The following is a 25,072-nucleotide window of genomic DNA, read 5'->3' as shown; positions in this document are numbered from 1 at the left end:
GTAATAAAATATCTCTGCTAATTAAGCGGCTTTACTGTATTTCATTTAAATGTAAATAACTTTATCAACTCCTGATATTTATAAAATATTATCCAGTCTCTAATTACTGATGTTGAAAGAGGGACATGTTATAAAGTGGACTCGGTTCTGTGAAAGCTAAAGATTTTTGGATTGTATAATTCTGAACATGAGTCCATTACCCAAAAGCGTTTACCTCTACGTCATACTTCAAATTACATGTGCGTTGGCTTTGTTACTCGGCCCATCACGTCTATCTCTCACCGAAGGTCAGCCGTTGCTGGTCAAATTCGTTCTCGCCGAATTTGTCCCTCTCTTGCCGCGTTACGAGGCTCATGAATGAGTCTTGTTCGTAAAGACCAACGCTTCGCATTGTTAAAAGCGACAACGTGTTGTCCTGCAACTCGAATTATTTAGAGTATATGGGTTTCAACAAGTGATTGCGTTTGTGATTTTTTGTCTGCCTTTTAAACAAGTTTCTGCTGGTCTTGGTGGGCATAGAGATTTTAAACGTAGCTGGCAAAGTGCTTTTGGATAAATGAACGGTGAAAAGAAAAAGCACCGCCAGCAACAAGAGACTCTAAGCCGACGGGAAACACTTATTGGCGGTAAGCCTGCTTGATTTGTTTGATCGTGTTGCTAAACGTTTCAGCCTGCTCAGGATCTTCCATTTGAGCAATATATCTTTCCATATTGATGATAACTTTACCCGCATCAGCCTGACCGATAGCTTTTAACAGCAACGTGATGATTGCTTTTAAACAAGTTACTTCATGCGCCAGCGTTTCTACGGACATGCTGGTGGAAAAATCTACGTTGCTCATGTTTTCTCCTTAACAAGAAACAGCAAAAAATGCGTTTTAGTCAACCCACAGTTGGCTCGAAGGCCCCAACAGTAGGTATAATCAGCTTGCCGCGAGTATAGCATAATGTGTATTACTAATGACTATCATTAAAAAGTAATGACTATGTAGTGGCTGTTTTTTATGCATTTAACTTATTTTTAATTGTATTTGAGTGCCCGGATTTATATAGTGAACTTGTGTTAGATTGAATACAAAAGGCTTACAGTCTGGATGCTCCCCCCCTCTATATAATGTGGGTTCATGTGCTGTAAAGTACTTGCATAACATAGGGTTAATATGGTGGGTTTTATTGGTGTGTAAAATCCAATGCCAATTGAATGCCATTGATTTTCGTTTTTTTTACCGGGCTGCGGATGGCGGATGATATGGGTTCAGCGAGCTGAAAATCATAATCTGAAATGTTAAGAATGTGATCAATAAGCTGCCCAAAGTGAACAGTGTATTGTTATCATCTTGTTTTGATATCGATCGTTTATTACTGTGTAACATATATTAGAAATACATAATTCATATAAATCTGTATTCATTATGTTTCGAAACCAACGTAGTATCACCTGCAAGCAACGCGTTATGTAAGTGTTACTCCCTTTTTTGGAGAATTATTCTTTGATTAACGTTTTTCTTGTTGATGACCATGAACTGGTGCGGGCAGGGATACGGCGCATTCTTGACGATATCAAAGGTCTCAAAGTAGTTGGTGAGGTATCTTGTGGCGAGGACGCCGTCAGGTGGTGTCGCAGCAACGACGCAGATGTTGTCTTAATGGACATGAATATGCCGGGAATTGGCGGTCTTGAGGCAACACGTAAAATTCTACGATTTTCTCCTGAAATAAAAGTCATCATGCTAACTATTTATACAGAGAACCCTTTACCTGCTAAAGTAATGCAGGCGGGGGCTGCTGGATACGTCAGTAAAGCTGCTGCTCCGCAGGAAGTTATCTGTGCCATCCGTGCCGTACATGCGGGTAAACGGTACATTGCCCCTGATATCGCGCAGCAAATGGCATTAAGTCAGTTAGAGCCACAGGCTGGGACGCCATTGGAGTGTTTGTCTGAGCGTGAATTGCAAATTATGCTGATGATCATCAAAGGGCAGAAAGTGACCGAAATTTCAGATCAGCTTAATCTGAGTCCTAAAACAGTGAACAGCTACCGCTATCGGATGTTTAGCAAGCTGAACATCAATGGTGATGTGGAACTAACGCACCTGGCAATTCGCCACGGCCTATTTAATGCGGAGACATTGTCAAGTAGTGAGTGAAAGTTTCGATGCCTCGGCATTTCTAAAAACAGTCACCAGCCAGCCTGGGGTTTATCGCATGTATGATGCCGTGAATATGGTGATCTATGTCGGTAAAGCAAAAGATTTAAAAAAACGACTTTCCAGTTATTTCCGTAGTAATCTTGCCAGTCGTAAAACGGAAGCTTTGGTAAAAAGTATCTGCCAGATCGATGTGACGATCACGCATACTGAGACGGAAGCCTTACTGCTGGAACATAACTATATTAAGCTTTACCAGCCGCGCTATAACGTTTTATTGCGCGATGATAAATCCTATCCCATGATTTTTCTCAGTGCCGATCAACATCCGCGTCTGGCGGTCCATCGTGGTGCCAAACACGCAAAAGGCGAGTATTTCGGGCCATTTCCGAACGGTAATGCTGTACGTGAAACGTTAATATTGTTGCAAAAACTTTTTCCGGTTCGGCAATGTGAAAATAGCGTATACCGCAATCGCTCGCGCCCTTGTCTGCAATATCAAATTGGTCGCTGTCTTGGTCCTTGTGTTAGCGGACTGGTTAGTGAAGACGACTACCGGCAACAGGTCGACTATGTGCGTTTGTTTTTATCCGGTAAAGATCAGCAAGTACTTAATCAGCTTATTTCAAGGATGGAAGCGGCCAGCTATGAGTTGAATTTTGAAGAGGCGGCACGCATCCGCGATCAGATTCAGGCTGTCCGACGGGTTACGGAAAAGCAGTTTGTTTCCGGCGGCGACGAAGATTTGGATGTCATCGGCGTGGCTTTTGATGCCGGAATAGCCTGCGTGCATGTGCTGTTCATTCGACAAGGGAAAGTGTTGGGCAGCCGCAGCTATTTCCCGAAAGTACCCGGTGGAACCGAACTGGGGGAAGTCGTACAAACCTTTGTTGGACAGTTTTACTTACAGGGGAGTTTGGCCCGAACTTTACCCGCAGAGATTCTGCTTGATTTTACCTTGCCGGATAAAGACTTGCTTACAGAGTCTTTAACTGAAGTCGCTGGACGAAAGGTGCAAATTCAGGCGAAGCCCCGCGGTGATCGTGCCCGTTACCTGAAACTTGCCCGCACGAATGCGGCAACGGCATTAGTGACTAAGCTGTTGCAACAATCAACCATTCACCAGCGTTTGTCTGAGCTGGCTAAGGTTTTACAACTGCCGAAAATTAATCGCATGGAGTGTTTTGATATCAGTCATACTATGGGAGAGCAGACTGTGGCATCCTGTGTCGTATTCGATGCAAACGGTCCGTTACGTTCAGAATATCGACGCTATAATATCAGTGGGGTAACTCCCGGAGATGATTATGCAGCGATGGCTCAGGTACTTAAACGTCGTTATGGCAAAGCGTTAGATGACAGTAAAATCCCTGATGTGATCGTTATTGATGGTGGAAAAGGGCAGCTTGGACAGGCAAAAGCCGTATTTGACTCGCTGCAAGTAACCTGGGATAAGAATAAGCCTCTGTTACTTGGCGTTGCTAAAGGCAGTGATCGTAAAGCTGGTCTGGAGACGCTGTTTTTTGAGGCGACCGGCGAAGGTGTTGCTTTACCATCAGATTCTCCTGCTCTGCACGTTATTCAGCATATTCGTGATGATTCTCACGATCATGCGATTGGCGGGCACCGTAAGAAAAGAGCAAAAGTTAAAAACACCAGTACATTAGAGCTCATTGAAGGTATAGGCCCTAAACGCCGACAGATCCTATTGAAATACATGGGGGGGTTACAGCCTTTGATGAACGCCAGCGTTGAGGAAATTGCAAATGTGCCGGGTATTTCACACGCATTGGCAGAAAAAATCTTCCATGCATTGAAACACTAGGGACAATGTAGCAACATACTCGTAATATCCACTCCGGCCAAATAGTTACCTAAGCGCTATGCAATTTAATATACCGACGTTGCTTACCCTGTTTCGTGTTGCTTTAATCCCGTTTTTTGTGCTGGCGTTTTATCTTCCATTCGTCTGGGCACCGCTGGTGTGTGCGCTGATTTTTGTTTTTGCAGCGGTTACAGACTGGTTTGATGGATTTTTAGCCCGTCGCTGGAAGCAGACTACGCGATTTGGGGCATTCCTCGATCCTGTTGCAGATAAAGTGATGGTTGCGGTCGCATTGGTTCTAGTGGCGGAGCATTATCACTCCTGGTGGATTACGTTGCCTGCCGCAACGATGATTGCACGCGAAATTATCATTTCTGCATTACGTGAATGGATGGCGGAGATAGGTAAACGCAGTAGTGTGGCGGTTTCCTGGATTGGAAAAGTAAAAACAACGGCACAAATGATGGCGTTGGTTGCTTTATTATGGCGGCCAGAACGTCTTGTTGAAGGGGCGGGGGTTATTGCTTTATACATCGCTGCAGTGTTGACTTTCTGGTCAATGTTTCAATATTTGAACGCCGCACGTCATGATTTGCTTGAACCATGATCGACGCGCCTTAAAAACGTCGCTTGTAACGATCCGAAAGGCGCGGGTAGAATCGCCCGCTGTAAAAACCAGCAAACGAACGCGCTTGGTCGATAATTCTGTTGACTCATTGCGTCAGGTCAGTAGAATGCACCGCATCAACGGTAGCGCTGATTTGTTGAAAGTTAGCAGAAAAATCAGCATGTTCGTATGATGCGGGAATAGCTCAGTTGGTAGAGCACGACCTTGCCAAGGTCGGGGTCGCGAGTTCGAGTCTCGTTTCCCGCTCCAATATTTCAGCTGCTAAAGCTGGGACAAATTTAAAGGTAAGGCGCGTTGGCAGAGTGGCCATGCAGCGGATTGCAAATCCGCCTACCTCGGTTCGACTCCGGGACGCGCCTCCAATATCCAAGCCCGGGTGGTGGAATCGGTAGACACAAGGGATTTAAAATCCCTCGGCGTACGCGCTGTGTGGGTTCAAGTCCCACCCCGGGCACCATCGTTTAAAGCCAAGCTAAAACAATAAGTTATTCCAAAATTGATGGCCGCTTAATAGCGGTTTTTTTGTGCCTGAAAAAGAGCAAGTGGCAGCAAAATGGCAGCAGAGTGGCAGCGCCGATTTCAGGCAATAAAAAAGCGGCTGAAAATTTAGCCGCTTTTATTAAGTTTATCTAAAGGAAAAGAACTTTTATTACACCGCTAGATTTAATTGTGCGTCGCCATAATGTGACGCGGGAAATGCATCACTTGGTATAAAGTCAGGCGGTACATCTTCACATTTAATTCTTTTGGTCACCAATCTTTCAACGCTATTCAGCGTGGTAAAAGTAATACTGCATTCCAGGTTTTGGCACTGATGATACTGACGTATCGTCATTTCACTGAGGCGGCGACTGGTTCGTGTGCGGGCGGTGGCGCCGCAATGAGGGCAAACAAACATGACTGACTCCCCGGCGGGGTTTGAGTTGTCTTTATTTTAGTCACTTTCTGCTATCCAGTCAGCAATCTTTGCCTCCAGTTCCAGACGGGAAGTAAAACCACTCCCATCAAAGACATGTTCTATACGCGATATTATCCATTCCTGTTTATCAATATCTGATTTAAACCCACTGACTGAAACCGGCACTTCCGGGTAAAGGTCAGCACGGCCTCGCGCCAGGGTGATCGAGAATTGCGCCGCGCCGCGTTGGAGTTGTTGCCATTTCGCCGCCGCCGCACGCTTCGCCGCCGTCTCATTCTGATAGGTTTTGCGCAGCACGTAGACATTCCCGTCTTCACCTTCCATATAATCACCTTCGCGGCTGCTGCTTTTTTCCTGTTTCTTTTGGGGTGTTCTTTTTTTTACGCTGACCTTTTTCTTTTTCCCGAAGTTCAGATCCAGCCAGTACGCGCGCACGCCGGTATAGGCATCACGATCTGCAATACGGAAGCTGTGCCTGTCGCCGCTGGAACGGGTGATTTCAGCCGCTGGCAATGGCTTACCAGATGCACTGACGCCGCCACCGGGCAGGATAAACAGCAGACAACCATTTTTAACCGTGGCGATAGCGCCCAGCATTTCCGCCATGCGGGTTAAAAACGACATATCGCTTTCTTGGGTTTGATCTGCGTGGTCAATTTCCAGACCCATCAGTTGCGCACTGATTAAGGGCTTTAGGCTGTATCGATGGGCGATTGCCGATACCACACGCTCAACCGTTACGTCATGCCATGAAACTTCGCGCTTGACGTTAAATTCGTCGCGAAAATCGGCGCTACGGGCGGTGATCTCGATGGCGTCCGGTGGCCCTGAATGGGCGACCTCATCAACAACAAAAATGCCTTTGTGAACCAGTGCTTCCCCTTTCCATCCCAGAGATACGGATAATTCCGCGCCGCGCGGCGGCAGGTCAATACGTCCGTCCGCATCATCAACGGAAATTGTTAACTGATCGGCATCAAAGCCCCGGTTATCTGTCATTGAAAGCGAAATCAGACGTTCATCCAGTAATGCAAGTGTTTTACCGCCCATCGTGATGTTAAAGCCGGGAACTTTAACCACTTCCGTTGACGCATTATCAATATCGGAAAGCCCTGAACTCAGCATTTGCTGAATATCCGTCAAGTTGCTCAATACCATTTCACACCCCCGGCGCTGATAGTTTCATGCGCGCGCGAAACGACAAACAGCCGTTTGTTGTCGCCTGCCTGTAACAACCCTAAGCGCGTGTCTGGTCTGTTGTTTTCGGCGAATATCACGATGAACTCACTGACGAGGCGGCAAGACATGACCGACAATTTTTTCCACGGCGTTCGCGTCCGGGAAAACACCGATCTGGTAACAGCCATCAATGACATTGACTCGACGGTCATTGGCATCGTGGCAGTTGCGGACGATGCAGACCCGGATACGTTTCCGTTAAATACTCCCGTACTTATCACCCGCGTTAATAATGTGTTGGGTAAGGCCGGCATGACCGGATCGCTTTACAAAAGCCTGAAGGCGATTTCTGACCAGTGCAGCCCTAAAGTCATTGTGGTGCGAGTGGCCCAGGCTGTTGAAGGGGAAGACAATCCGACGCAATCACAGCTTATGATTGGCGGCACTGCTGCCGATGGTAGCTATACCGGAATGTATGCGTTTTTAACGGCAGAACAGAAAACCGGCTATCGTCCGCGCATTCTGGCCATTCCCGACTACGACGCGATTGAAGTGGCTACACAACTTTGTGTTATCGCGCAGAAGCTGCGGGCATTCGTTTACGCGCACTGTCACGGCTGCGAAACCATTGCGGAAGCGAAGGCATACCGCACCACGCTGAACTATCGCGAAGTGATGACAATCTGGCCCAACTTCATCACGTACAACCCGTTGACCGGGCAAAACGAAGAATTCCCGGCTACAGCCTATGCCTGCGGTCTGCGGGCGCTGATCGATAACACGCAGGGTTGGCACAAATCCTTGTCTAACGTTGCTGTTAACAATGTGCTGGGGATTGCCAAAGATGTGTTTTGGGCGTTACAGGCGGAAGACAGCGACGCCAACGAACTCAATGCCAACGAGATCACCACGCTGATTAAGCGCGACGGGTTCCGATTCTGGGGCAACCGTACCACTGATCCCGATAAAGAATACATCTTTGAGGTGTACACCCGCACCGCGCAGATACTGGCTGACAGTATCGCAGAGGCGCAATTTACCACTGTCGATAAACCCATGACGCCAGGTAACGTCAAGGACGTGGTCAGCGGCATTGACGCCAAATTACAGGCGCTGGTGACCGCCGGGAAACTGATCGGCGCGGCCTGCTGGTTCGATATCGAGGACAACCCGACGACCGGGTTACGCCAGGGCAAGTGCATTGTGCGTTACAACTATACGCCTGTCCCGCCGCTGGAAGATCTGAGTCTCTACCAGACGTTCACCGATCAGTATTTTGAAACCGCTTTTTCTTCATTGGGGGGCGCGTAAATGGCCGTACCTAAAAAGCTCCGCCTGTTTACGTGCTACGTGGACGGCGATAACCATATCGGGAAGATCCCCAGCGTAACGCTACCTAAAATCACCCGTAAAACGGAAGATTTTCAGGGCGGCGGAATGATTGGCGCCGTTGCTGTCGATCTCGGTCTGGACTCCGGCGCGCTCGATGCGTCAATGCAGGTCGGCGGCTTTGAGGAACAACTGATCCTGAAATATGGCGGCGACATTGACGAACTGAAATTGCGCTTTGTCGGTGAGTATTACACCGGCGGCACGAGTTCCATCGTTGAAGTTGAGATGCGCGGACGGATCACGGAAATCGACCCCGGCGAATCCAAACAGGGTGATGACACCAATCACACTTACGCCATCAAAAACACGTATTACAAGCTGTCTATTGATGATCAGCCATTACTTGAATTTGATTTACTCAATTTCATTTACAAGCGAAACGGTCAAAGCCTATACCCTGATCGAGTTCGCTCCGCGCTGGGGCTGGGCGGTTAACCCATAGCACTGTCGCCATGCTGTCGGGCCGTGGCATGGCGACACCGGCAAACATAGTTATGACTGACTATTCCGGCCAACTCTCAATATTTAAACGGTGGCATTCGCCGCCCGGAGATAAAAAAACATGACTGTAAGCAAAATCACGCTTTCGGCACCCATCAAGCGCAAGGGTAGCGAAATTACGCAGATTGAAATCACCCCGGCAATTAAGCAGGCCGGATCGCTGCGCGGGTTGCGGCTGGGTGACGTCATTAACCTGGACTTTGACGCCGTATCAACACTGCTGACCCGTATCACGTCGCCAGCGTTGACCCTGCCCGAAATCGCCAGCCTTTCGACTGCCGACTTTGTGCGGCTGAATGAGGTGTTAGTACCTTTTTTGGCTCCGCAGGCGCCTACCGAACAGAGCGAGGCGGCGACGGAGAACCTGTAACCGTTCTGCTATTTGACAGCGTGGAGGATCTGATCGCAGATATCGCCACGATTTTTCATTGGCCGCTCTCGGAAATGTACGTCATGGAGCTTTGCGACCTGATAGCCTGGCGTGAGCGGGCGGCTATCAGAAGTGGAGCCAATAAGGATGAAGAGCCTTGATATCCGTGTCGCATTCAGCGCCATCGATAAATTTACCCGCCCCGTCAATGCCGCCCGGAATAGCGCGGGCGGTCTTTCTGAATCTATCAAAAAAACGCAGGCCGCGATCAAAAGCCTGGAATCCCAAAGCACCTCTTTTCAGAAGCTGCGCAACAGCACTAATGACACCGCACAAAAACTGAACCGGGCGCAGCGCGAAGCGGCGGGGTTAAGCCAGCGGCTGAAAGAAACTGGCACATTATCAGAGGCGCAGCGGGCCAAACTCGACGGTCTGAGAACAAAGATCACCACGCTGACCACTGCCTACGGCGCACAGACCGCCAAACTCCGGGAAGGTGCGCAGGCATTGCGCCAGCACGGGATCACGCTGACCAGCGGCAGCGGCGCGATCCAGAGCGCCATCCGGCGCACAGAACAATACAGCCAATCACTTGAACGAGAGCGGCGGCAACTCGCCGCTGTCACTCAGGCGCGCGCCCGTTATGACAAGATGCAGCAGACCGCAGGCAATTTACGTAGTTCAGGCACTGGCGCCGCATTGGGCGCGGCTGGCGCAGGGTATGCCGGAGGGCGCTTTCTGGCGCCTGCTGTGGGTTTTGATGAGGAAATGTCACGCGTTCAGGCGCTAACCCGGCTGGATAAAGGTGATCAGCAAATGGGCGCATTGCGCGCTAAGGCGAAGAAACTTGGCGCTGAGACAGCATTTAGCACGCGCGACGCCGCCAGCGGCCAGGCGTTTTTAGCAATGGCGGGCTTTACGCCGCAATCTATTCAAGACGCCTTACCCGGCGTTCTTAATATGGCGCTGGCTGGCGGTATGGATCTGGGCGAATCCGCTGATATTGGTTCTAACATTCTCTCTCAGTTTGCGCTGGATGCCAGTCAAATGGATCGCGTCAGTGACACACTGACTGCCGCATTCACCCGTACCAACACGGATTTACGCAACCTGGGCGATACGATGAAGTATGCCGGGCCTGTTGCATCCAAGCTAGGTATCAGCCTTGAAGATGCGGCGGCAATGGCCGGTATGCTGGCTAATAATGGCATTCGGGGCAGCGATGCAGGTACAGCAATGCGCGCCAGCCTTTCCCGTTTGGCATCACCCCCCAAAGCAGCCGCTAACGCGTTGAAAGAGCTTGGCGTATCTGTCGCAGACGCTCAGGGCAAAATGCGCCCAATGCAGGATGTATTGGGTGATTTGTATAAAGCCACAAAAAAATACGGAGACGTCGATCAGGTATCGTTCTTTAAAGATATTGCGGGGGAAGAGGCATTCGTCGGCCTGCAAACGTTAGTCCAGGCGGCGGGCAGTGGCGCATTAGGAAAACTTGCCAGCGAATTGAAAAACGCCAGCGGTGAAGCAGCGGCCGCTGCTGAAACAATGGCCGACAACCTTAGCGGTGATCTGAAAGAACTGGATAGCGCATGGGAAGGGTTTCGCATACAGATTGAAGAGACTATCGACGGTCCATTGCGCCTACTCACACAAAGCCTCAGTAGCGTCATCAATAGCATAATGGAATGGACTAAAGGAAATCCCGAACTTACGCAAACGTTGCTACTTGTTGGCGGCGGCGCCCTGGCTCTTACTGCCGCAATTGGCGTGACCTCCCTTGCTATAGGGATACTGATGGGGCCATTGGCTAAACTGCAACTTGGTTTCACTCTGTTGACTGGCGGGCGAGGCATCGGCGGTACGATCGCCATGTTCCGCACGCTCGGCGGCGTGGCGGGCAGTTCTATGACGAGGATCGGCGGCTGGTCGCAGGTTATGAAGTCGCTGGCCGCAGGATTTGGCCGTCTGCCGGGATTACTCATGCCGTTGCGCGGCATGTTGCTTGCTGTATTTACCTCGCCGTTATCGTCGCTCGTCTCCCTGGCGAAAGGCATTGGTCTGTTACTGCTAAGACTCACCGGCCTGCCTGCATTGTGGGGGCTGATTAGTGGCGCGGTATCTGTTCTGGGTGGGGCATTATCATTGCTACTTAGCCCCATTGGTCTGATTGGCGCGGCCTTTGTTGCGGCTGGTGTGCTGATTTGGAAGTATTGGGATTCTATCAGTGCATTCTTAAGCGGCTTTTTTTCTGGGGTGATGCAGGCGCTGCAACCACTCCGCGACACTTTCGCTTCTCTATCACCTGTTTTTGATGCCATAGGCGCAGCCGTTTCCCGCGTCTGGGATTGGTTTAAGCAACTCTTTACCCCGATAGAGTCTTCCCGCGAATCACTGGAAAAATGCACCAGCGCCGGGGAAACTTTCGGGCGCGTGCTGGGCACGGCGCTTAATGTGCTTCTCTGGCCACTGCAAAAACTGATGGAGGGTATCGGCTGGGTACTGGAAAAACTCGATCTTATCCCTTCCGGGCTGGAAGCTGCGCGCCTTAAAGCTGAAAGCCTCAAGAAAGATCCCGTCATGTGGGAATGGGACGAAAAACAAGGGAAGATGGTTAAAAAGGGATGGGATTGGTCGCCCAAAAGTGCCAGCAGCAATCCTCCTGTGATTACAACCCCGCCGCAGCCATTGACAGGGGAAACAGGCACCCAGCGGCGACTACAGAAAATCTCTGACAATACCAGCGGATTACTGGATGAAACCAAAAAACGGATAGGGCCGGGGGATATCGTTTTTAAAAACCTGCCCCGCGCTTTTGCCGTGCAAGGCGCCTGGCAGGAAACACGTGTCGCTGCGCAGAAAGTCCCGCGCGTTGTTTCTCAGCAGATGCAGGACATTACCACGCAACCTATTCGGCAGGCCCAAACCGTGCCTGTGTCTGCATCACCCAGCGCGGCGCCATCGTTCAGCCTGGTATTTAACGATGTTGGCAAACAAGATCCACGCGAACTGGCGCAGCTTGTTGAACAGAAAATAAGGCAAATCCTCAACGAAAGAGAACGCAATCAGCGCGGCTCATTTCGTGATGCAGATTAAGGAGAAAATATTATGATGATGGTATTCGGTATGTTTGTTTTTGCCCTCAAAACCGTACCTTATCAGCAGTTGCGGCAGTCTCAGCAGTGGCGCCACGTCAAGAACGATCGTGTTAACCGCTCGGCAAGCTGGCAGTATATCGGCGCGGGCGAGTCTCAAATCACCCTTGACGGCGTTCTCTACCCGGAAATCACCGGCGGTAATCTCTCGCTCTCCGCGTTAACGACGATGGGATATATGGGGCGCCCCTGGCCGCTGATTGAAGGGAGCGGAAAGATCTACGGGATGTATGTTTTAACCGGCTTGCAGCGTACCGGCGCGGAGTTTGACCGGTACGGCAATGCGAAAAAAATAGAGTTTTCCATTAGCCTGCAACGGGTTGACGAAGATTATCGCGAACGGCTGCAATCATCGTCATTCCGCGACATGCTGACCAATATCCGCAGTGGCGCAATGGAGGCGTATAATGCGGTTAACGCTTCGGTTGGGGGATTACTTTCATGATGTGTCTGCAGCACAGTCGTAACTGTGCTGCAATACACTGTTGTATTACTACCGACATTGATAATAGTTAAAGTTATTTATTATTCTGGCTAAAACCGCTGGCTTTAAAACAACGTTCTCATAGCAGCCCGATATACTGAATTATTAATCTTAACTTCCATTCTTAGAGCTGCAGCGTTAACATCCTCTGTATTATCAACGGCACTTAACGTAAACAGAGTCCCGCTTGCGCTTGTGATATTTTCTGCATAAGTACTGAATATCACCTTGCCATTTCTGTTATTAGCCAGAATCTTTGATGTTTGAACCACTAAATCAGTATTCGGCGTAAAAACATCAATTATTATATCTACTGCTGCACGATGAGGTATAACAAAATCAATCACCTCTCCTTCATTTTGTACACCAGAACGAATCAACTGTTCATCCATTCTCGATGTATATCCCGCTGATCCAGATGCTGGATCCTTTGATGTATAGAAGTACGTTGATACAACCCCTTCATGAGAAACCTTTCTTAAGGGCCTGCCATATTTATCATATTCAACAAGTGCATTTTCCCTCACGCCTGAAGCCATCAACGATATATCTCCACCAGTTGGATTTGGATATACTCCGCCGCCGCCAACATCAAGCAGTGCATCACTGCTGGCATTTGGCGGCGTCCATCCACAATCAACAGTACTCTTGAAAAAATCAATAAACGCGGCACAGAACGAATTCTCATGCCCCAATTCATTAGGGTGATTTATTTGTCCAATATCAAATAAAGCATCTTCGCCATATTTTGACACTGCATCAAACCAGTATTTTTCCGCATCAATAAGTAACACCTTCATTTTTACAGCGGTTTTCCTGATTGCGTCATTTCCCCGAAGAAATCGATGGTCAGCTTGTATGTCTACTCCATTCCAGTTAATTGTTTTTATAGCATCCGATACTGGTGGTATAACATTTTCATCGGCTACTGGAGCTGAAGCATGTGACGGCCACAACATGTCTACACTAGGTGGAAGCGAGTGATCCATTCTCCCAGAGTGAGGGTGCGGCGTGGTCACAAGGACAACATCCCCACCGGCAGCCTGAACTTTTATTATCGCGTCCTCCAGTCTTTTAGAAAAGCCATTCGCTCCGCCAAAAGTTTGGCCCGCATTATATCCTGCTGGCGCAAAATCATTCATGCCATAAATAAATAAAGCTAAATCAGGAGAACTCCCATCCTGAATTGACTGGTTAAATGGCGTAGTAAATCCTGAAATAAAAGATCCATTAACAGAATAATTCTTAAACTGTAAAGGATAAATTCTGGCACTATTTAAGTATGAATTAAAATACTCAAAGAATCTTGCAACTGGTGCCTGACTTGTTGGATCTGGCAGTGTAGCCCCCACTCCGACAGATGAACCGAACCCCACAAAATTAAATACTTTCTGATAGGCTTGATTGCCATGTCTATATGCAGACAACTTATTCATCAGGCGAGGAAATAAAGCGACCGACGCCCCGGAAGCGCGGCCCACATCCCGAATTGATGCAATACCGCCATATTGCGAAAAATCACTAACTTTTACAAAATCTTTTAATTCCGCGCCGACCTCCAACAAAGCCGAATCAACATAACTTCTGGTTGCCAATACAACAGAGGGATCAATTTTTAGCGTCACGGCCTCCGTATTACTGACAATCAAAATCATGCGCACGGTCTGAACACGCCCGGAACCTTCCTGTAAACGTGGTTTGTAGGTTTCCGGGCAGTTGGCGATAGCAACCAAATCACCGTCATCGTCATACAGCCCGATTTCACGTATCCACCATCCGCCCACCGATTCAGGTATGACTTGCTCGGCAATAATCTGGCTGGCGTTGTCTGGGTCAATGCTCAACATATTAAGCGGTGCGCGCCGTGTTTCATTGATCAGTGCGGTTTGCGTCGGGGCTGGTGTAGGCAATACACCGCCACCATCACCTACCGCCATTTCAGTAATACTTAATTGAGTCCCCAGCGCAGCGGCATTCGCCAACTTAGCGGTGCCAATGTTTGTCAATAATGCAAAGTATGTCGTGCTCATGCGGTTACGCTCATATTGTCGATGATGTGAATGCTGGCGCCGACCATGGTTAACCCGGTGGCGCTGATAACTTGCGGCATGTATGGGTAAACGGTTAGTTCATCGCCCAAATACCCTACGGCCCCGGCGGTTATCACGCCGTTAACGTCAAGGTTGATAGACAGTGCTGTGAGGTGGCGTGAACAGGGTTTTGCCTGTTCAATAAGCTGTTCCAACTCCCGGTAAATTTCGTCGGTAATACCTTGTTCATTAACACCAACAGCAAGTTGAAAAGTGCCTGGCTCTCCGCCGTTCTGGAACCATTCAATAACACGAACGAGATAGCCAAACGGCTCTATTGCACGCCGTATGGCGGCGATAGTTCCCTTTTGACGGTGTACCAGCCATGCTGCCTTAATTACCTGGCGTTTGGTTTGCTCCGACCAGCGTTTGTCCCAGCGATCAACGGATAGCGCCCAGGCCAGATAGGGCAGCAGTTCGACCGGACATTTATCCGCGTTCCACAACGTATTGAGATCGACTGGCAGACGGCTAAGGCGGCTGGCCCCCGTCGCCACATGGCGCATAAAACCGCTGGCAGAAAGCGGCAGCAGGCTATTACTCATCCGTACCCCCGTCTTCTAGGGTGAAGGCTTGGCAGTATCCCGCCTGGGTATCGCTGATAACGATATCCGCCGCAGGCTCCAGCAGTTCAACACGCTGCACACCCTGCACATGCAGCGCCGCCATGATTGCCGAGCGGGCCACATCACGCCCAATTTTCCCTTGTTCACTGATCCACGATCCCAGCGCCTGTTGTGCCGCGTTGTGGATCGGCTCTGATTCCGGGCCGGGGTAAAGGTAAAGCAGGGCGTTAATCTGATAACTGACGATCTCCGCGCTCTGCACGGTCAACCGGTCACCGACCGGTCGCTTATCCTCGGCAGAAAGCGCCGCTTCAACGGTAGCCAGCAATTCAGCAGATGCGCCGCCGTTCCCCTCGGAAGAAAGCACCGATACAACCACCGCAGCCGGTGACGGGCTAATCGCTTTAGCGTCTTTGACTTTTCCGTTCGCACTCTTAGCAAAATATTCATATGCCGCCGTTGGCCCGGCCACGCTAAGACCTTCAAACGCCGCTTGTGCACGCAGGCGAAATGCGTCGTCGCCTTCCATCACTGCATCAGCCGTTTCCGTGGCGTCAGTAATGATCAACCGTGCTGTATTCAGGTTTACCGCCAGGTTATCCAGGTCACTTGATACGGCATGGCTTAACATACAGGCGGCGGCACCTTCATTAATCCGCTGGCGTAGCATCATTTCCCGATAGGCGACCACTTGCGCAATCTGGTTCAATGGCTCTGACTCCAGTTCAAGCGCGGCAGCAACAGATGTTTGCTGGTCAGCAGGAAAGGCAGCGATCATGACCACTTTCACGTCCTGCAAAATCACTTCAAAGTCCAGCACTTCAATGATCTGCGGCTGGGGTAACTGCGATAAATCAACCGTTGCCACTGTTACCCCCTTTTATCGTTACCGTTCCGCTGTCTGATTCCATCGTTTCGGTGATGAGTCCGTGTAATCTCGCCTCAACCTGACCGGATGCGGAATAGGTAATATCTACCGTGTCCAGGGCGATCCGCGGCTCCCAGCGTGTTAACGCAATAACCGCGGCGCTCATTAACTGCATACGTGTAACTTCGTTCTGAGGCGCGTCAATCAAATCAGGCACGATCGAACCATAATCACGGCGCATCACCCTGGAGCCGATTGGCGTGGTCAATATGTCGCGCACGGACTGCCACAGGTGATCGCTGTCTGTCAGCGTTCCCGTACCGGACGGATTCATACCCTTATAGCGAGCGCTCATCTTATGCCCACCGTCCAGCTTGGCCCACTCTCTACGCCGCCGTGATCGTGATCGTCAACCTGCACTCCGTTTGACTTAAACGCGCCGCCTGAATGATTAACATCGCCTTGCATTTCCCCGCCCTCAGTGAATGAAAAGGTTTTTGCAACAAGATGCTCAGTGCATTCAACAACCGGGGTTTCCAGCGTTACGCCAACTGATGCGACAATGCGCGCTGTTTTCATTCCGCTGGCTTCCAACGCGCTGGCGGCGGCGTCATATCGAATCGTCGCACCGTCCGGGGCTTTGATTACCATTTCATTGATACTGCTGCCCGGCGCCGGGTTTTCACCGCTGTACAGACTGCCGAGAATGACGGCGGTTTCAGGGTTCCCGCCGATACAGCCGAGCAAAACCTGTTCGCCTACGGACGGCGGGAGCCAGATACTGAAAGCGCCTGCGCGTGTCGCTTGCCAACGTAACCAATCCGTGTTCAATTCCCCCGAATTGACACGGACTCGCCAATCGTCCACGTCTATTTCTGTCACCGTGCCGACCCGCAGCACATTCCCCAGCAACCGGAATAGTTCAGCAGTCATGACAACCTCATAGATTCAATCATTTTCTCGGCGATGATCCGCCGGTCTGCTTCGCTCAGGCCAAGCAGCACGCGGCGCGGGTACGTCACGGAGGCATTGCCGCCGACTTTATCTTTCAGTCCTAACTGATGCGCGCGGGCAATGCGGGCGGCGACGCCTGAAAATCCGATCGTGGCGCCTGCCGCATCTGCTTTAGTGCGCAGCCATTTGGCTGTTCTGAGACGGCGGAACATCGGATCGGCTTTTGTCGTATCCTTTTTGGTTTGAGCAAAATTGATATTGAGATAGCGCGCTATGTCGGCGCGATAAAATGAGCGTATAGCCCCGCGATCCTCATCGAAACCGGTCAGCATTCGCCCACGTTTTCCACGGGTAGCACGCCAGTTTTTCAGGCGGCGTGTTTCATCGTTCCAGACAAAGCTGATCCCGGCCTGCGAGCGCAGCACCTTACGGCGGCGCTTCTCATACTGCGATCCGTCCGGGTTCTGCTGCCGCGTAATGCGCTGTTGCTGGCTGCGGCGCAGAGAGATCGCGATAGCCCTGGCTGATGCGCGGCGCCCCTGTGCGGACATTCCCGCCAGGATGCCGTTAAATACCTCATCAAGCTGATGAAACAGGGTATCGTTGTTGCTCATGACCGGGCCTCTTGCGTCATTTCACCTTCAAAAACTGCGTCCCATTCGCCACCCGCCAGACGCGGGCGAGGTTCAGCCAAATGTTCGGCGGTCACCGCGCCGTCCTCGTCGCGCGTGACGATCACTCGCTCCCATACGGGGATTTTAAACAGCACGTCTGCGGTGTCGTCGTTGGCAATATCCGCATCGAATTCAATCAGTTTGTTTTTATCGGGATTCAATAGTAGGTCGGGCTGATTAACACGAATCCAGTCGAGGATCGGCAATGTGAGGTCGTCAATATTGCCAGGGTAGTCCATTGCAAAAACGCTGATCGGATAGCGGTACATGAAAGAGCTATCATCACCGGCTATTTCAATAGAGCCTTTTTCCACCCAGACGGTTACGCCCTCCGGGTTGGCTTTGCACCAACGGTTTTTTTCTGTCAGCGCTGCGCGCAATGATTCAGCCTTTAGCATTGTTTAACCCTTATTCCCGCTTCTGATTTAATCCTGTCGGCGCATCTGCGCGATCCTGACAGGCGATAGTGATATCAACCTGATCGGCACAGTCAGCCAGGGCCGCTTCTGTTTCATCAAGCTGGTTATTCAGTTCGCCGTTGGTCTGCGGACTGGATGCCGGAAACCGGCACGGCGTCAGCTTCGGACAACCATTTACGGTAAGCACTACCGCCGTTGAAGCCGGGACGCTGGCGCAGCCTGACAATATCAGCAGGCAAAGGAGTGTCAGCCCAACGCTTAAGCTCTTGATTCTCACGTTTTAACCTCTCGATCAGTTTCTGCCTGTCGGACAATGCCGCGTGATTTTTTGCTGCCAACTCACGCAGTCGCGCCTGTTCTTCATCACTGCGTTTCAACTGGCCAGCCAACGCATCCAGTTGGTTATTTTTTTCGTTCAGCGCATCCTGCTGCTGTTTGAGCGCCTTGCTCTGCTGGTCATTCAGTTGTTGCGCATGATTGAGTCGCAGCGATTGCACGCCCAGACCGGATAGCAGCAGCAAGACTGCTGCGCCAATAATCAGCGCCGTCTTCATGCGATTTGCCCGCCTGCCTGCCGATAGGCAACCAGCAGGCGATCAAGGTTATGCTCACGCTGTCCATATCCGGCGCCCGGTAACGACGCCCAGATGTTCCGGCACTTCGATACGGCGCGGTCAAACCGTCCGGCGATCACATCATTCAGCGCGCCGCGTTCAGTGATCAGTTGTATCGCCAGCCTATCCTGTGATTCGGGGCTGAAATCCGGTAATGCCAACCGCGCCTTGTAATGCGGCCAGTACCAGTAAAGCTGTTGGTAACGCCCGGACGCCGTTGATCGCTGCCCTTGTTTGTTGAATACCTTGCCTGGTCGCCCAGAGGCAAAAGGGTGATCGCTGTAGTCGGTAAAAACCTCCGGCTTGCCATCCATGCCGGTCACGATCACGTCATAGCCACAATTACGCGTCAGCGAGTGATAGGCCGTGCCTTCCGAAAAGGCCAGCATGTCAAGAAATGCAATAACATTCGGATGGTTAGCCATTCTCGCCCCCGCTTGCCTCATCGTTTTTCTTTCCCAATTGATTGGCACGCCGTCGGATCAGTAACTCAATGGTTTGGTAACCGGCAATCCCCAGCATGGAGCCAATGCCGCATATGGCTGTAAGCGGCAGATTCGGAAACTGAACCAGCACCACACCGGCCACCATTGATACAAACCCGCCCAACAACATGCGCCCGATAAATAACCTCAAGGTGATCGGTTCACCACCGGCTAATACTTTTCCCACCGCTATCAACACGCCGATAACAAACAGCGTGACGACACTTTTTTCCGCTTCATTCACAATTAGCTCCAAAGCTGGATGGTCTGCGGCTCTTCGGCCTCAACGCTATCCGGCATTTCGACTGACTGACCCGCAGCCAGAAATAATTGACCACTCAGGCCGGGGTTGGCGGCAATCACCGCCTCGGTTACGCCTTCCGTGCGTCCGTAATGCCGGTAACACAGTTGGTCGACGGTATCGCCCTGTAGCGCTTTCACTTTCACTAAAACGTCTCCGCAAGATTGCGCACAGCGCCAATAATGTCGGAAATCGCCCAGCGCGCATCACGCCACAGATCCGCCGCTTGCAAGGTCAACGCGCTAGCGTGTTTCTCGCCCGCATCGCCGGTCGTATCAACGTCGCGGTAGTTCTCAATAAGCAGCGCGCGGGCGATGCTGAACACCGCGCGGCGGTAGCGATATACCTTCACGCTTTCACCGTTTATCTGCGCCGCAGGGATGAGAGCGAGCGATGCATAACCAGCGCTCGACTGGTCGGCTTGCCACTTCGCTAACTGGTCAGTGACATGCGCGACAGCCTCGATCACAACGTGCTTTAGCCGGGTTGTCGTCACTGCGCCGTTAATGCGCATTTCCATGCGGACATCACTTAGCGAGATCTCCGGCCAGAACGCGCCAGCGCTAATTCTCTCGCCGTTATCATCGGTATCAGGCACATCGTCAGCGGCGGCGGTGACGATTCGTCCGGCAACAAAGCTCATAGCCCAATCTCCTTAAAGGTTGGCGGTGAGCGAGTGGAGAAAAGCACCCGCGATACGTTGCAGATCTCCGCCCGCGCCGCCAGCGCACGGGGCGCAAGTCGTTTATTCGGTTTTTTCGGTCGCGGTTTTCTTAGCCACAGCCTTGCGGGTCGTTGTTTTCCTGGCTGTCGCCGCCGTTTTGCGTGTTGTTTTTCGGGTTGAGGTCTTATTCGTTGCCGTGGCCACCACTGCCGCATTTGACGATGCTTCAGCGTTTCCGTCAGCCGTCGCGCCTTCGGTTGCATCCCCGGCACTATTGGCACTATTACCGGCATCCTCCCCGTTACCTGCATCAGTTCCACCCTCTGCATCAACGGCTTGGCTGGCTTTCTTAACCAGACGCGCCAGGCGTTCGATTTCTTTCTTCACACCCGCGCCCGCATCCAGCTTTAACGCCTCGCGCAGGTATTCCAGCGCCATCACCTGGTCGGTTTCGGTTCCGCTGCGCAGCGCAAAGGCGCGGGTTTTAAACAGTTTGGCGCGCACCTGATCCGGCATGTCTTTACCGTCAACAATCTGGGCGACGTCATTCAACACGGTCAGATAGGTGGAAATATCGGTGGTGTCGTCGGCTTTCACCTGTATCAGAATCGGATCGCAGATTTCTTCAACCAACACGGTCGGCGCAGTACGGTTAAAGCGGTCTGGCATGGCGAGGCCGTGAGTAACCACATAGCGGCCAATACGCACCGCAAGCGGATAATCAGCGGCATCGATCGCCCACACCATCAGGGTGACAATCACTTCATCCTGTCGCCCGCTGTCGCCTTCAATCGTTCCGTCAATCCAGCCCTCATACTGTGGCAGCAACCGCTGTTTCATGGCGGCTTTCGCCTGGTCGGACTGCACTTTGCGTAATGCACTCTGATCCATGCGCAGCCGGTGCATAATTTGTTCATGTGCGGTGCGGGCGGTGTCCGTCTGCGTTTCCGCGTTGCCGTGGCGCTCGGCCATGACCCTTTGAAAATGTTTTTGTGCCGGTGTCAGCATTATCCTGTCCCCGAATAGCGGCGGGCATGGCCCGCCTGCGTGTCATTAACCGCCGTTTTCTGCCTGCGCAAAGGTAATGCCGTCGATAAATGCCACGGCGCCGTAATCCTCCACGACAAAATCATCGTTAGACGATTGATAGGTAGCGACGCGGTTATATTCCGGCTCTTCTTTGATGGTGCGGCGCAGCCCGCCGTTCTGGTAATACAGCGACAGGTTTTTAAACGGCGTAATCAGAATGCCGCTGACCGGAAAGTACGGCGCGATAAAGGTCGGCATGTTCCCCACGCGTTCGCGGGCCACAATCAACTGACCGGCCAGCATTTCGCTGTTGGGGTTGGTTTGACTCATGGCGTTAATGGTCGGGAAGCTACTGGTTGTCAGTAGATCACCGGCCAGGATCACCACGTTATCCGGGTTACGCTTGTGCCACTCATCCATCAGGCTGTTTTTCGCGTCATACACGGCGGCGTCCACGTTGCCATAGGTGCCGGTCGCGATAATGCCGTTGTTCTGGTCGCGCGAAGTAATGGTCACGCCGCTGATAATGCGGTGTGATGCCTCGTTGCGGATTTTTTGCAACCAGCCAATCCCGCAATCCTGTAACAGCGGATTGGCTGTGCGGTCTGACGGATCGGCATAACTGGTGCCGTTAAAGCCGATCATGATGCGGTCAAGCGACATCTGGCGCGTCATCGCCGCGCTGATCAGCGGCTGGAAATTAGGCCGGTGCGCCCAGGCATCCAACTGTGCGTATTTGATCGCATAGTCGTAATTGACCTTGCGGCACATATAATCGTAAGGCGTCATGCTGTCGTTAGGGGCGGGGTTGCGGCGCGTGGTTGTGCTGTTGTTTACGCCAGCCAACGGCCCCTTGCTGCCGATCAGGATTTTTTCACCGATCTGTTCATTCACGCCAAATATGTTGATTTGTTTCAGGAAAGCATCACTTTCCTGTGCTGCCGCTTCCAACTTTTGCTGTACGCTGGGATCGACGCTGAACCGCGCCGCCACCGCGTCCACGGTGACGCCATTCAGCGACGCTTGTCGGGACACGTACTGATCAAACAGTTTGCGAGTGTCATTTCTCATGTCTGGGTTCTCTCGTATTGAATTAGAATTCAGCCAGTTGACCGGCGTCGCCACCGCTGGCAGGCGGGCGGCGGCTGAAATTACCGTCCGTGGTTTCCAGCTTCCGTTGTAGCGCGGTCAGATCAGCGGTCAGCTTCTCGATGGCCTGTTTATTGCTGGCGCGTTCCTGCTCTGCGGTACTGAACTGGTCGCTCAAATCGGCCTGTGACTGTGCAACCACTTCAACCGCCTGATGCACCTGACTGAATCGCTCATCGTCGGTTTTCTTGCCTTTACCCAGGATGCCCATCACGCGGGAAAACCACTCTTTGCCGGAGTCGGCGCGCACCTGCTCTGCCTGCACCAAATCTGCCTCAATAGCTGCGGTAAACATGGTTGGTACAGCATCTGCCACGCTGAACCGCATAATTTCACTGCGTTTTTCAGCGGCAAATTTCAGCTTGTCAGTTCCCAGGCTGGCCGGTGTGTCAGTCATTGCCAGGCCGACCAGATACGGGCCGTTAGTCAGAGAGAATTTGGGGTGAATTTCGACGCTGGAATAAATCTTTTTCCCATCGTCGGTCATGGTTTTCATGCGGTCTGTAGGTTCAATTTCGGCAAATAATGCCGCTTCGCCTGTTAATGGCCCTTCAGCGATATCCTCGGCGGAAAGGGCCATCACATCGCCCATTGCACAAAATGTGCTGTCCGGGAATGGCGACAGATAATGCTCAATATTGACTCGGGCGCCATAAACCGCCGGGTTATATGCCGCCGCCATCGCATGAATTTGATCGCGGCTGACGCTACGGCCATCAATGGTGGTGCCGGAGGTCATGACACGGAATTTTTTACGGGTACTCGTTTTGCCTGCCATGTTTGCTTGCTCACGAATTTGTTGAGTTCCCGATGATGATGGCAGGGCGGTAGCTGTCCCCTCAACGCCTTGTTGTTGTAGGAGAAATCAGACAACCGTAGCCGCAGGAAAACACCCGCGCGCGCGGGTTAACCTCCCCATCAGTAAATGAGGGGACGGCAATGACGGTTCAGGAAGCATTCATCAGGCAGCGGGCGAGACAGCTTTACTGGCAGGGCTACCCCCCGGCGGAGATCTCGCGTCTGATGGGTATCAACCAAAATACGGTCTATGCCTGGAAAAAGCGCGACGAATGGGACGAAACGCCGCCGATTCAACGGATCACTACGTCCATTGATGCGCGACTGGTGCAACTGACCGGCAAGGAAAAAAAGACCGGCGGCGACTTTAAAGAAATCGACCTGCTGACACGTCAGTTGAAAAAGCTGGATAACGGCACTACGGCCACTCAACCGAAAAAGAAGATCCGCAAGAAACAGAATTTTTTTTCAGAGGCACAGATCGCCGCACTGCGTGAAAACATTCTTAGTTCGCTGCACTGGCATCAGCAGGGCTGGTACGACAATCATCATCACCGTAACCGGGCAATCCTTAAATCTCGTCAGATTGGAGCGACCTGGTATTTCGCCCGCGAAGCGTTATTACGGGCGCTGACTGATGAGGTGAAGTACAAGCATCAGCGCAACCAAATATTTCTGTCGGCCAGCCGTCGCCAGGCGTACCAGTTTCGCAGCTTTATTCGTTCTGCTGCGGAAGAGGTTGACGTTGAGTTGAAAGGCGGCGACATGATCCAACTTGCCAACGGTGGCGAACTTCATTTTCTCGGCACCTCAGCGGCGACGGCGCAGTCTTACACCGGCAATCTGTATTTTGATGAGTTTTTTTGGGTCGGTCGGTTCGCCAACCTCAAAAAAGTGGCGGGCGCAATGGCAACCCTGAAAGGGTTAACGCGTACCTATTTTTCTACCCCTTCGGCTGAAAGTCATGAGGCTTATCCGTTCTGGACAGGGGAAGCCTTCAACAAGGGGCGCACGCACGGAAAGCGCGTTGAATTCGATACCTCATGGAAGACGCTCAACTGCGGCCTGATGTGTCCCGACAACATTTGGCGGCAGATTGTCACGCTACAGGACGCCATCGATCACGGCTGGGATCTCACCGATATTGACGAAATCCGCCAGGAGAACAGCCCGGAGGAATACAACAATCTTTACGATTGCCAGTTTATTAAAAACGGCGAATCGGCTTTCGACTACAACATGCTGCTGACCTGCGGCGCTGATGGTTATGACGACTGGCCGGACTGGAAACCGTATGCAATGCGGCCAATGGCCGATCGCCCGGTATGGATTGGCTACGATCCCAACGGCGCCAGCGGGAAAGGTGACAGCGGCGCTATTTCAGTCAGTGCAGCGCCGTTGGTCGGCGGTGGCAAATTCCGCACCATTGAAACGTTACGTATCCGGGGCATGGAGTTTGAAGAACAGGCCAACATGATTATCGGCATGTTGTCACGCTACAACGTTCAGCACATTGGTATTGACGGCAGCGGTATTGGTGAGGCGGTTTACCAACTGGTAAAGAAAAGATTCCCGGCGGCAGTCTGCTATCAGTTCTCACCAGCCAGCAAGCGGATGCTGGTATTGAAAATGCAACAGATAGTCCGGGGCGGGCGCTGGGAGTATGACAGGGGAGAGTATGACCTGATCACGGCGTTCAGCGCTGTACGCAAGATTGTTACCCCCGGCGGGGTTATCACGTATGACACCGATCGCACGCGAGGCGTTAGCCACGGCGATCTTGCCTGGGCGACCATGCTCGCGATTATTAACGAACCGCTGGGGCAAGACGGCGGCAGCACAATGACGGTTATGGAGTATTAAA

Annotated in this window: 27 protein-coding genes, 3 tRNA genes and 2 pseudogenes; 13 read left to right on the top strand and 19 right to left on the bottom strand. The window is 51.6% G+C overall.

Features of this window, described 5'->3' with window-relative positions:
- Positions 1 to 617: 617 nt before the first annotated feature.
- Positions 618 to 842, bottom strand: a complete 225-nt coding sequence (locus tag BIY29_RS10765) for a DUF2594 family protein (protein ID WP_121575122.1) — start codon at positions 840 to 842, stop codon at positions 618 to 620.
- 648 nt (positions 843 to 1,490) lie between these two features.
- Here BIY29_RS10765 and uvrY point away from each other — a divergent pair.
- The 6 genes from uvrY to BIY29_RS10735 all read left to right on the top strand — a co-directional run bounded on the left by uvrY (position 1,491) and on the right by BIY29_RS10735 (position 5,057).
- Positions 1,491 to 2,147 (top strand): UvrY/SirA/GacA family response regulator transcription factor, encoded by a 657-nt coding sequence (uvrY, locus tag BIY29_RS10760; RefSeq protein WP_121575127.1) that lies wholly within the window; start codon positions 1,491 to 1,493, stop codon positions 2,145 to 2,147.
- Positions 2,140 to 3,972 (top strand): excinuclease ABC subunit UvrC, encoded by a 1,833-nt coding sequence (gene uvrC / locus BIY29_RS10755; RefSeq protein WP_121575121.1) that lies wholly within the window; start codon positions 2,140 to 2,142, stop codon positions 3,970 to 3,972. The genes uvrY and uvrC overlap by 8 nt, the downstream gene beginning before the upstream one ends.
- Before the next feature lie 58 nt (positions 3,973 to 4,030).
- Positions 4,031 to 4,579, top strand: a complete 549-nt coding sequence (gene pgsA / locus BIY29_RS10750; RefSeq protein ID WP_121575120.1) for a CDP-diacylglycerol--glycerol-3-phosphate 3-phosphatidyltransferase — start codon at positions 4,031 to 4,033, stop codon at positions 4,577 to 4,579.
- A gap of 194 nt (positions 4,580 to 4,773) precedes the next feature.
- Positions 4,774 to 4,849: transfer RNA gene (locus BIY29_RS10745), tRNA-Gly, on the top strand.
- Between the two features lie 39 nt (positions 4,850 to 4,888).
- A tRNA-Cys gene (locus BIY29_RS10740) sits at positions 4,889 to 4,962 on the top strand.
- An 8-nt stretch (positions 4,963 to 4,970) separates the two neighbouring features.
- Positions 4,971 to 5,057 (top strand) — tRNA-Leu (locus BIY29_RS10735).
- Positions 5,058 to 5,249: 192 nt separating this feature from the next.
- Here BIY29_RS10735 and BIY29_RS10730 read toward each other — a convergent pair.
- Positions 5,250 to 5,498 (bottom strand): Ogr/Delta-like zinc finger protein, encoded by a 249-nt coding sequence (locus tag BIY29_RS10730; protein WP_121575119.1) that lies wholly within the window; start codon positions 5,496 to 5,498, stop codon positions 5,250 to 5,252.
- A gap of 36 nt (positions 5,499 to 5,534) precedes the next feature.
- Positions 5,535 to 6,677, bottom strand: a complete 1,143-nt coding sequence (locus BIY29_RS10725) for a phage late control D family protein (RefSeq protein WP_121575118.1) — start codon at positions 6,675 to 6,677, stop codon at positions 5,535 to 5,537.
- Between the two features lie 147 nt (positions 6,678 to 6,824).
- On the opposite strand from BIY29_RS10725, the gene BIY29_RS10720 reads away from it, so the two are divergent.
- From BIY29_RS10720 to BIY29_RS10695, 6 genes are all read left to right on the top strand, one after another.
- Positions 6,825 to 8,009: a phage tail sheath subtilisin-like domain-containing protein gene (locus BIY29_RS10720; RefSeq protein WP_121575117.1), complete on the top strand. Its 1,185-nt coding sequence runs from the start codon at positions 6,825 to 6,827 to the stop codon at positions 8,007 to 8,009.
- Positions 8,010 to 8,525, top strand: coding sequence for a phage major tail tube protein (locus BIY29_RS10715; protein ID WP_121575116.1), 516 nt, complete (start codon positions 8,010 to 8,012; stop codon positions 8,523 to 8,525).
- A gap of 127 nt (positions 8,526 to 8,652) precedes the next feature.
- Positions 8,653 to 8,961, top strand: coding sequence for a phage tail assembly protein (locus BIY29_RS10710; protein WP_121575115.1), 309 nt, complete (start codon positions 8,653 to 8,655; stop codon positions 8,959 to 8,961).
- Between the two features lie 20 nt (positions 8,962 to 8,981).
- On the top strand, positions 8,982 to 9,122 hold the full coding sequence (locus BIY29_RS20855) for a GpE family phage tail protein (RefSeq protein ID WP_121575114.1): 141 nt from the start codon (positions 8,982 to 8,984) through the stop codon (positions 9,120 to 9,122).
- Positions 9,109 to 12,054, top strand: coding sequence for a phage tail tape measure protein (locus BIY29_RS10700; RefSeq protein ID WP_121575113.1), 2,946 nt, complete (start codon positions 9,109 to 9,111; stop codon positions 12,052 to 12,054). Before BIY29_RS20855 ends, BIY29_RS10700 begins: the two co-directional genes overlap by 14 nt.
- Before the next feature lie 12 nt (positions 12,055 to 12,066).
- Positions 12,067 to 12,558, top strand: a complete 492-nt coding sequence (locus BIY29_RS10695; RefSeq protein WP_121575112.1) for a phage tail protein — start codon at positions 12,067 to 12,069, stop codon at positions 12,556 to 12,558.
- A gap of 1,592 nt (positions 12,559 to 14,150) precedes the next feature.
- Here BIY29_RS10695 and BIY29_RS10690 read toward each other — a convergent pair.
- The 16 genes and pseudogenes from BIY29_RS10690 to BIY29_RS10620 form a co-directional block, all read right to left on the bottom strand.
- Positions 14,151 to 14,627, bottom strand: a pseudogene (locus BIY29_RS10690) (phage tail protein); the annotation flags it as partial.
- A complete protein-coding gene (locus BIY29_RS10685; protein ID WP_121575111.1) occupies positions 14,624 to 15,232 on the bottom strand; it encodes a phage tail protein I in 609 nt (202 codons plus the stop codon). The pseudogene BIY29_RS10690 and the gene BIY29_RS10685, both read right to left, overlap by 4 nt.
- Positions 15,225 to 16,121 carry a baseplate assembly protein gene (locus BIY29_RS10680; protein WP_121575110.1) on the bottom strand — a complete coding sequence of 299 codons (897 nt, stop codon included), beginning with the start codon at positions 16,119 to 16,121 and terminating at the stop codon, positions 15,225 to 15,227. Before BIY29_RS10680 ends, BIY29_RS10685 begins: the two co-directional genes overlap by 8 nt.
- Entirely contained in the window at positions 16,108 to 16,476 is a 369-nt protein-coding gene (locus BIY29_RS10675; protein ID WP_121575109.1) for a GPW/gp25 family protein, read from the bottom strand. The genes BIY29_RS10680 and BIY29_RS10675 overlap by 14 nt, the downstream gene beginning before the upstream one ends.
- Positions 16,473 to 17,054, bottom strand: coding sequence for a phage baseplate assembly protein V (locus tag BIY29_RS10670; protein WP_121575108.1), 582 nt, complete (start codon positions 17,052 to 17,054; stop codon positions 16,473 to 16,475). The genes BIY29_RS10675 and BIY29_RS10670 overlap by 4 nt, the downstream gene beginning before the upstream one ends.
- Positions 17,051 to 17,689 (bottom strand): phage virion morphogenesis protein, encoded by a 639-nt coding sequence (locus BIY29_RS10665; protein WP_121575107.1) that lies wholly within the window; start codon positions 17,687 to 17,689, stop codon positions 17,051 to 17,053. The genes BIY29_RS10670 and BIY29_RS10665 overlap by 4 nt, the downstream gene beginning before the upstream one ends.
- Complete coding sequence (locus BIY29_RS10660) at positions 17,686 to 18,147, bottom strand: phage tail protein (RefSeq protein WP_121575106.1); 462 nt, start codon at positions 18,145 to 18,147, stop codon at positions 17,686 to 17,688. Before BIY29_RS10660 ends, BIY29_RS10665 begins: the two co-directional genes overlap by 4 nt.
- Before the next feature lie 10 nt (positions 18,148 to 18,157).
- Entirely contained in the window at positions 18,158 to 18,445 is a 288-nt protein-coding gene (lysC, locus tag BIY29_RS20635) for an Rz1-like lysis system protein LysC (protein WP_240630088.1), read from the bottom strand.
- Positions 18,366 to 18,722, bottom strand: a pseudogene (gene lysB / locus BIY29_RS10655) (Rz-like lysis system protein LysB); the annotation flags it as partial. The pseudogene lysB and the gene lysC, both read right to left, overlap by 80 nt.
- Positions 18,719 to 19,228 carry a glycoside hydrolase family 24 protein gene (locus BIY29_RS10650; RefSeq protein ID WP_420808416.1) on the bottom strand — a complete coding sequence of 170 codons (510 nt, stop codon included), beginning with the start codon at positions 19,226 to 19,228 and terminating at the stop codon, positions 18,719 to 18,721. The gene BIY29_RS10650 and the pseudogene lysB, both read right to left, overlap by 4 nt.
- The gene (locus BIY29_RS10645) at positions 19,200 to 19,511 is read right to left on the bottom strand and encodes a phage holin family protein (protein ID WP_121575103.1); all 312 of its coding nucleotides are present in this window, start codon (positions 19,509 to 19,511) and stop codon (positions 19,200 to 19,202) included. Before BIY29_RS10645 ends, BIY29_RS10650 begins: the two co-directional genes overlap by 29 nt.
- A gap of 2 nt (positions 19,512 to 19,513) precedes the next feature.
- The gene (locus BIY29_RS10640) at positions 19,514 to 19,714 is read right to left on the bottom strand and encodes a tail protein X (protein ID WP_121575102.1); all 201 of its coding nucleotides are present in this window, start codon (positions 19,712 to 19,714) and stop codon (positions 19,514 to 19,516) included.
- The gene (locus BIY29_RS10635) at positions 19,714 to 20,211 is read right to left on the bottom strand and encodes a head completion/stabilization protein (protein ID WP_121575101.1); all 498 of its coding nucleotides are present in this window, start codon (positions 20,209 to 20,211) and stop codon (positions 19,714 to 19,716) included. Before BIY29_RS10635 ends, BIY29_RS10640 begins: the two co-directional genes overlap by 1 nt.
- Before the next feature lie 102 nt (positions 20,212 to 20,313).
- A complete protein-coding gene (gene gpM, locus BIY29_RS10630; RefSeq protein ID WP_121575100.1) occupies positions 20,314 to 21,240 on the bottom strand; it encodes a phage terminase small subunit in 927 nt (308 codons plus the stop codon).
- Between the two features lie 45 nt (positions 21,241 to 21,285).
- Positions 21,286 to 22,332, bottom strand: coding sequence for a phage major capsid protein, P2 family (locus tag BIY29_RS10625; RefSeq protein ID WP_121575099.1), 1,047 nt, complete (start codon positions 22,330 to 22,332; stop codon positions 21,286 to 21,288).
- A 22-nt stretch (positions 22,333 to 22,354) separates the two neighbouring features.
- Positions 22,355 to 23,188 carry a GPO family capsid scaffolding protein gene (locus tag BIY29_RS10620; RefSeq protein WP_121575098.1) on the bottom strand — a complete coding sequence of 278 codons (834 nt, stop codon included), beginning with the start codon at positions 23,186 to 23,188 and terminating at the stop codon, positions 22,355 to 22,357.
- A gap of 161 nt (positions 23,189 to 23,349) precedes the next feature.
- Here BIY29_RS10620 and BIY29_RS10615 point away from each other — a divergent pair, with 161 nt between their 5' ends.
- Entirely contained in the window at positions 23,350 to 25,071 is a 1,722-nt protein-coding gene (locus BIY29_RS10615; protein WP_121575097.1) for a terminase large subunit domain-containing protein, read from the top strand.
- Position 25,072 lies beyond the last annotated feature (1 nt).

Source organism: Brenneria alni, from assembly GCF_003666245.1.
Lineage (GTDB): Bacteria > Pseudomonadota > Gammaproteobacteria > Enterobacterales > Enterobacteriaceae > Brenneria > Brenneria alni.
Note: the sequence above shows the minus strand (reverse complement) of the source record. Positions and strands in the feature narration are given on the sequence as shown.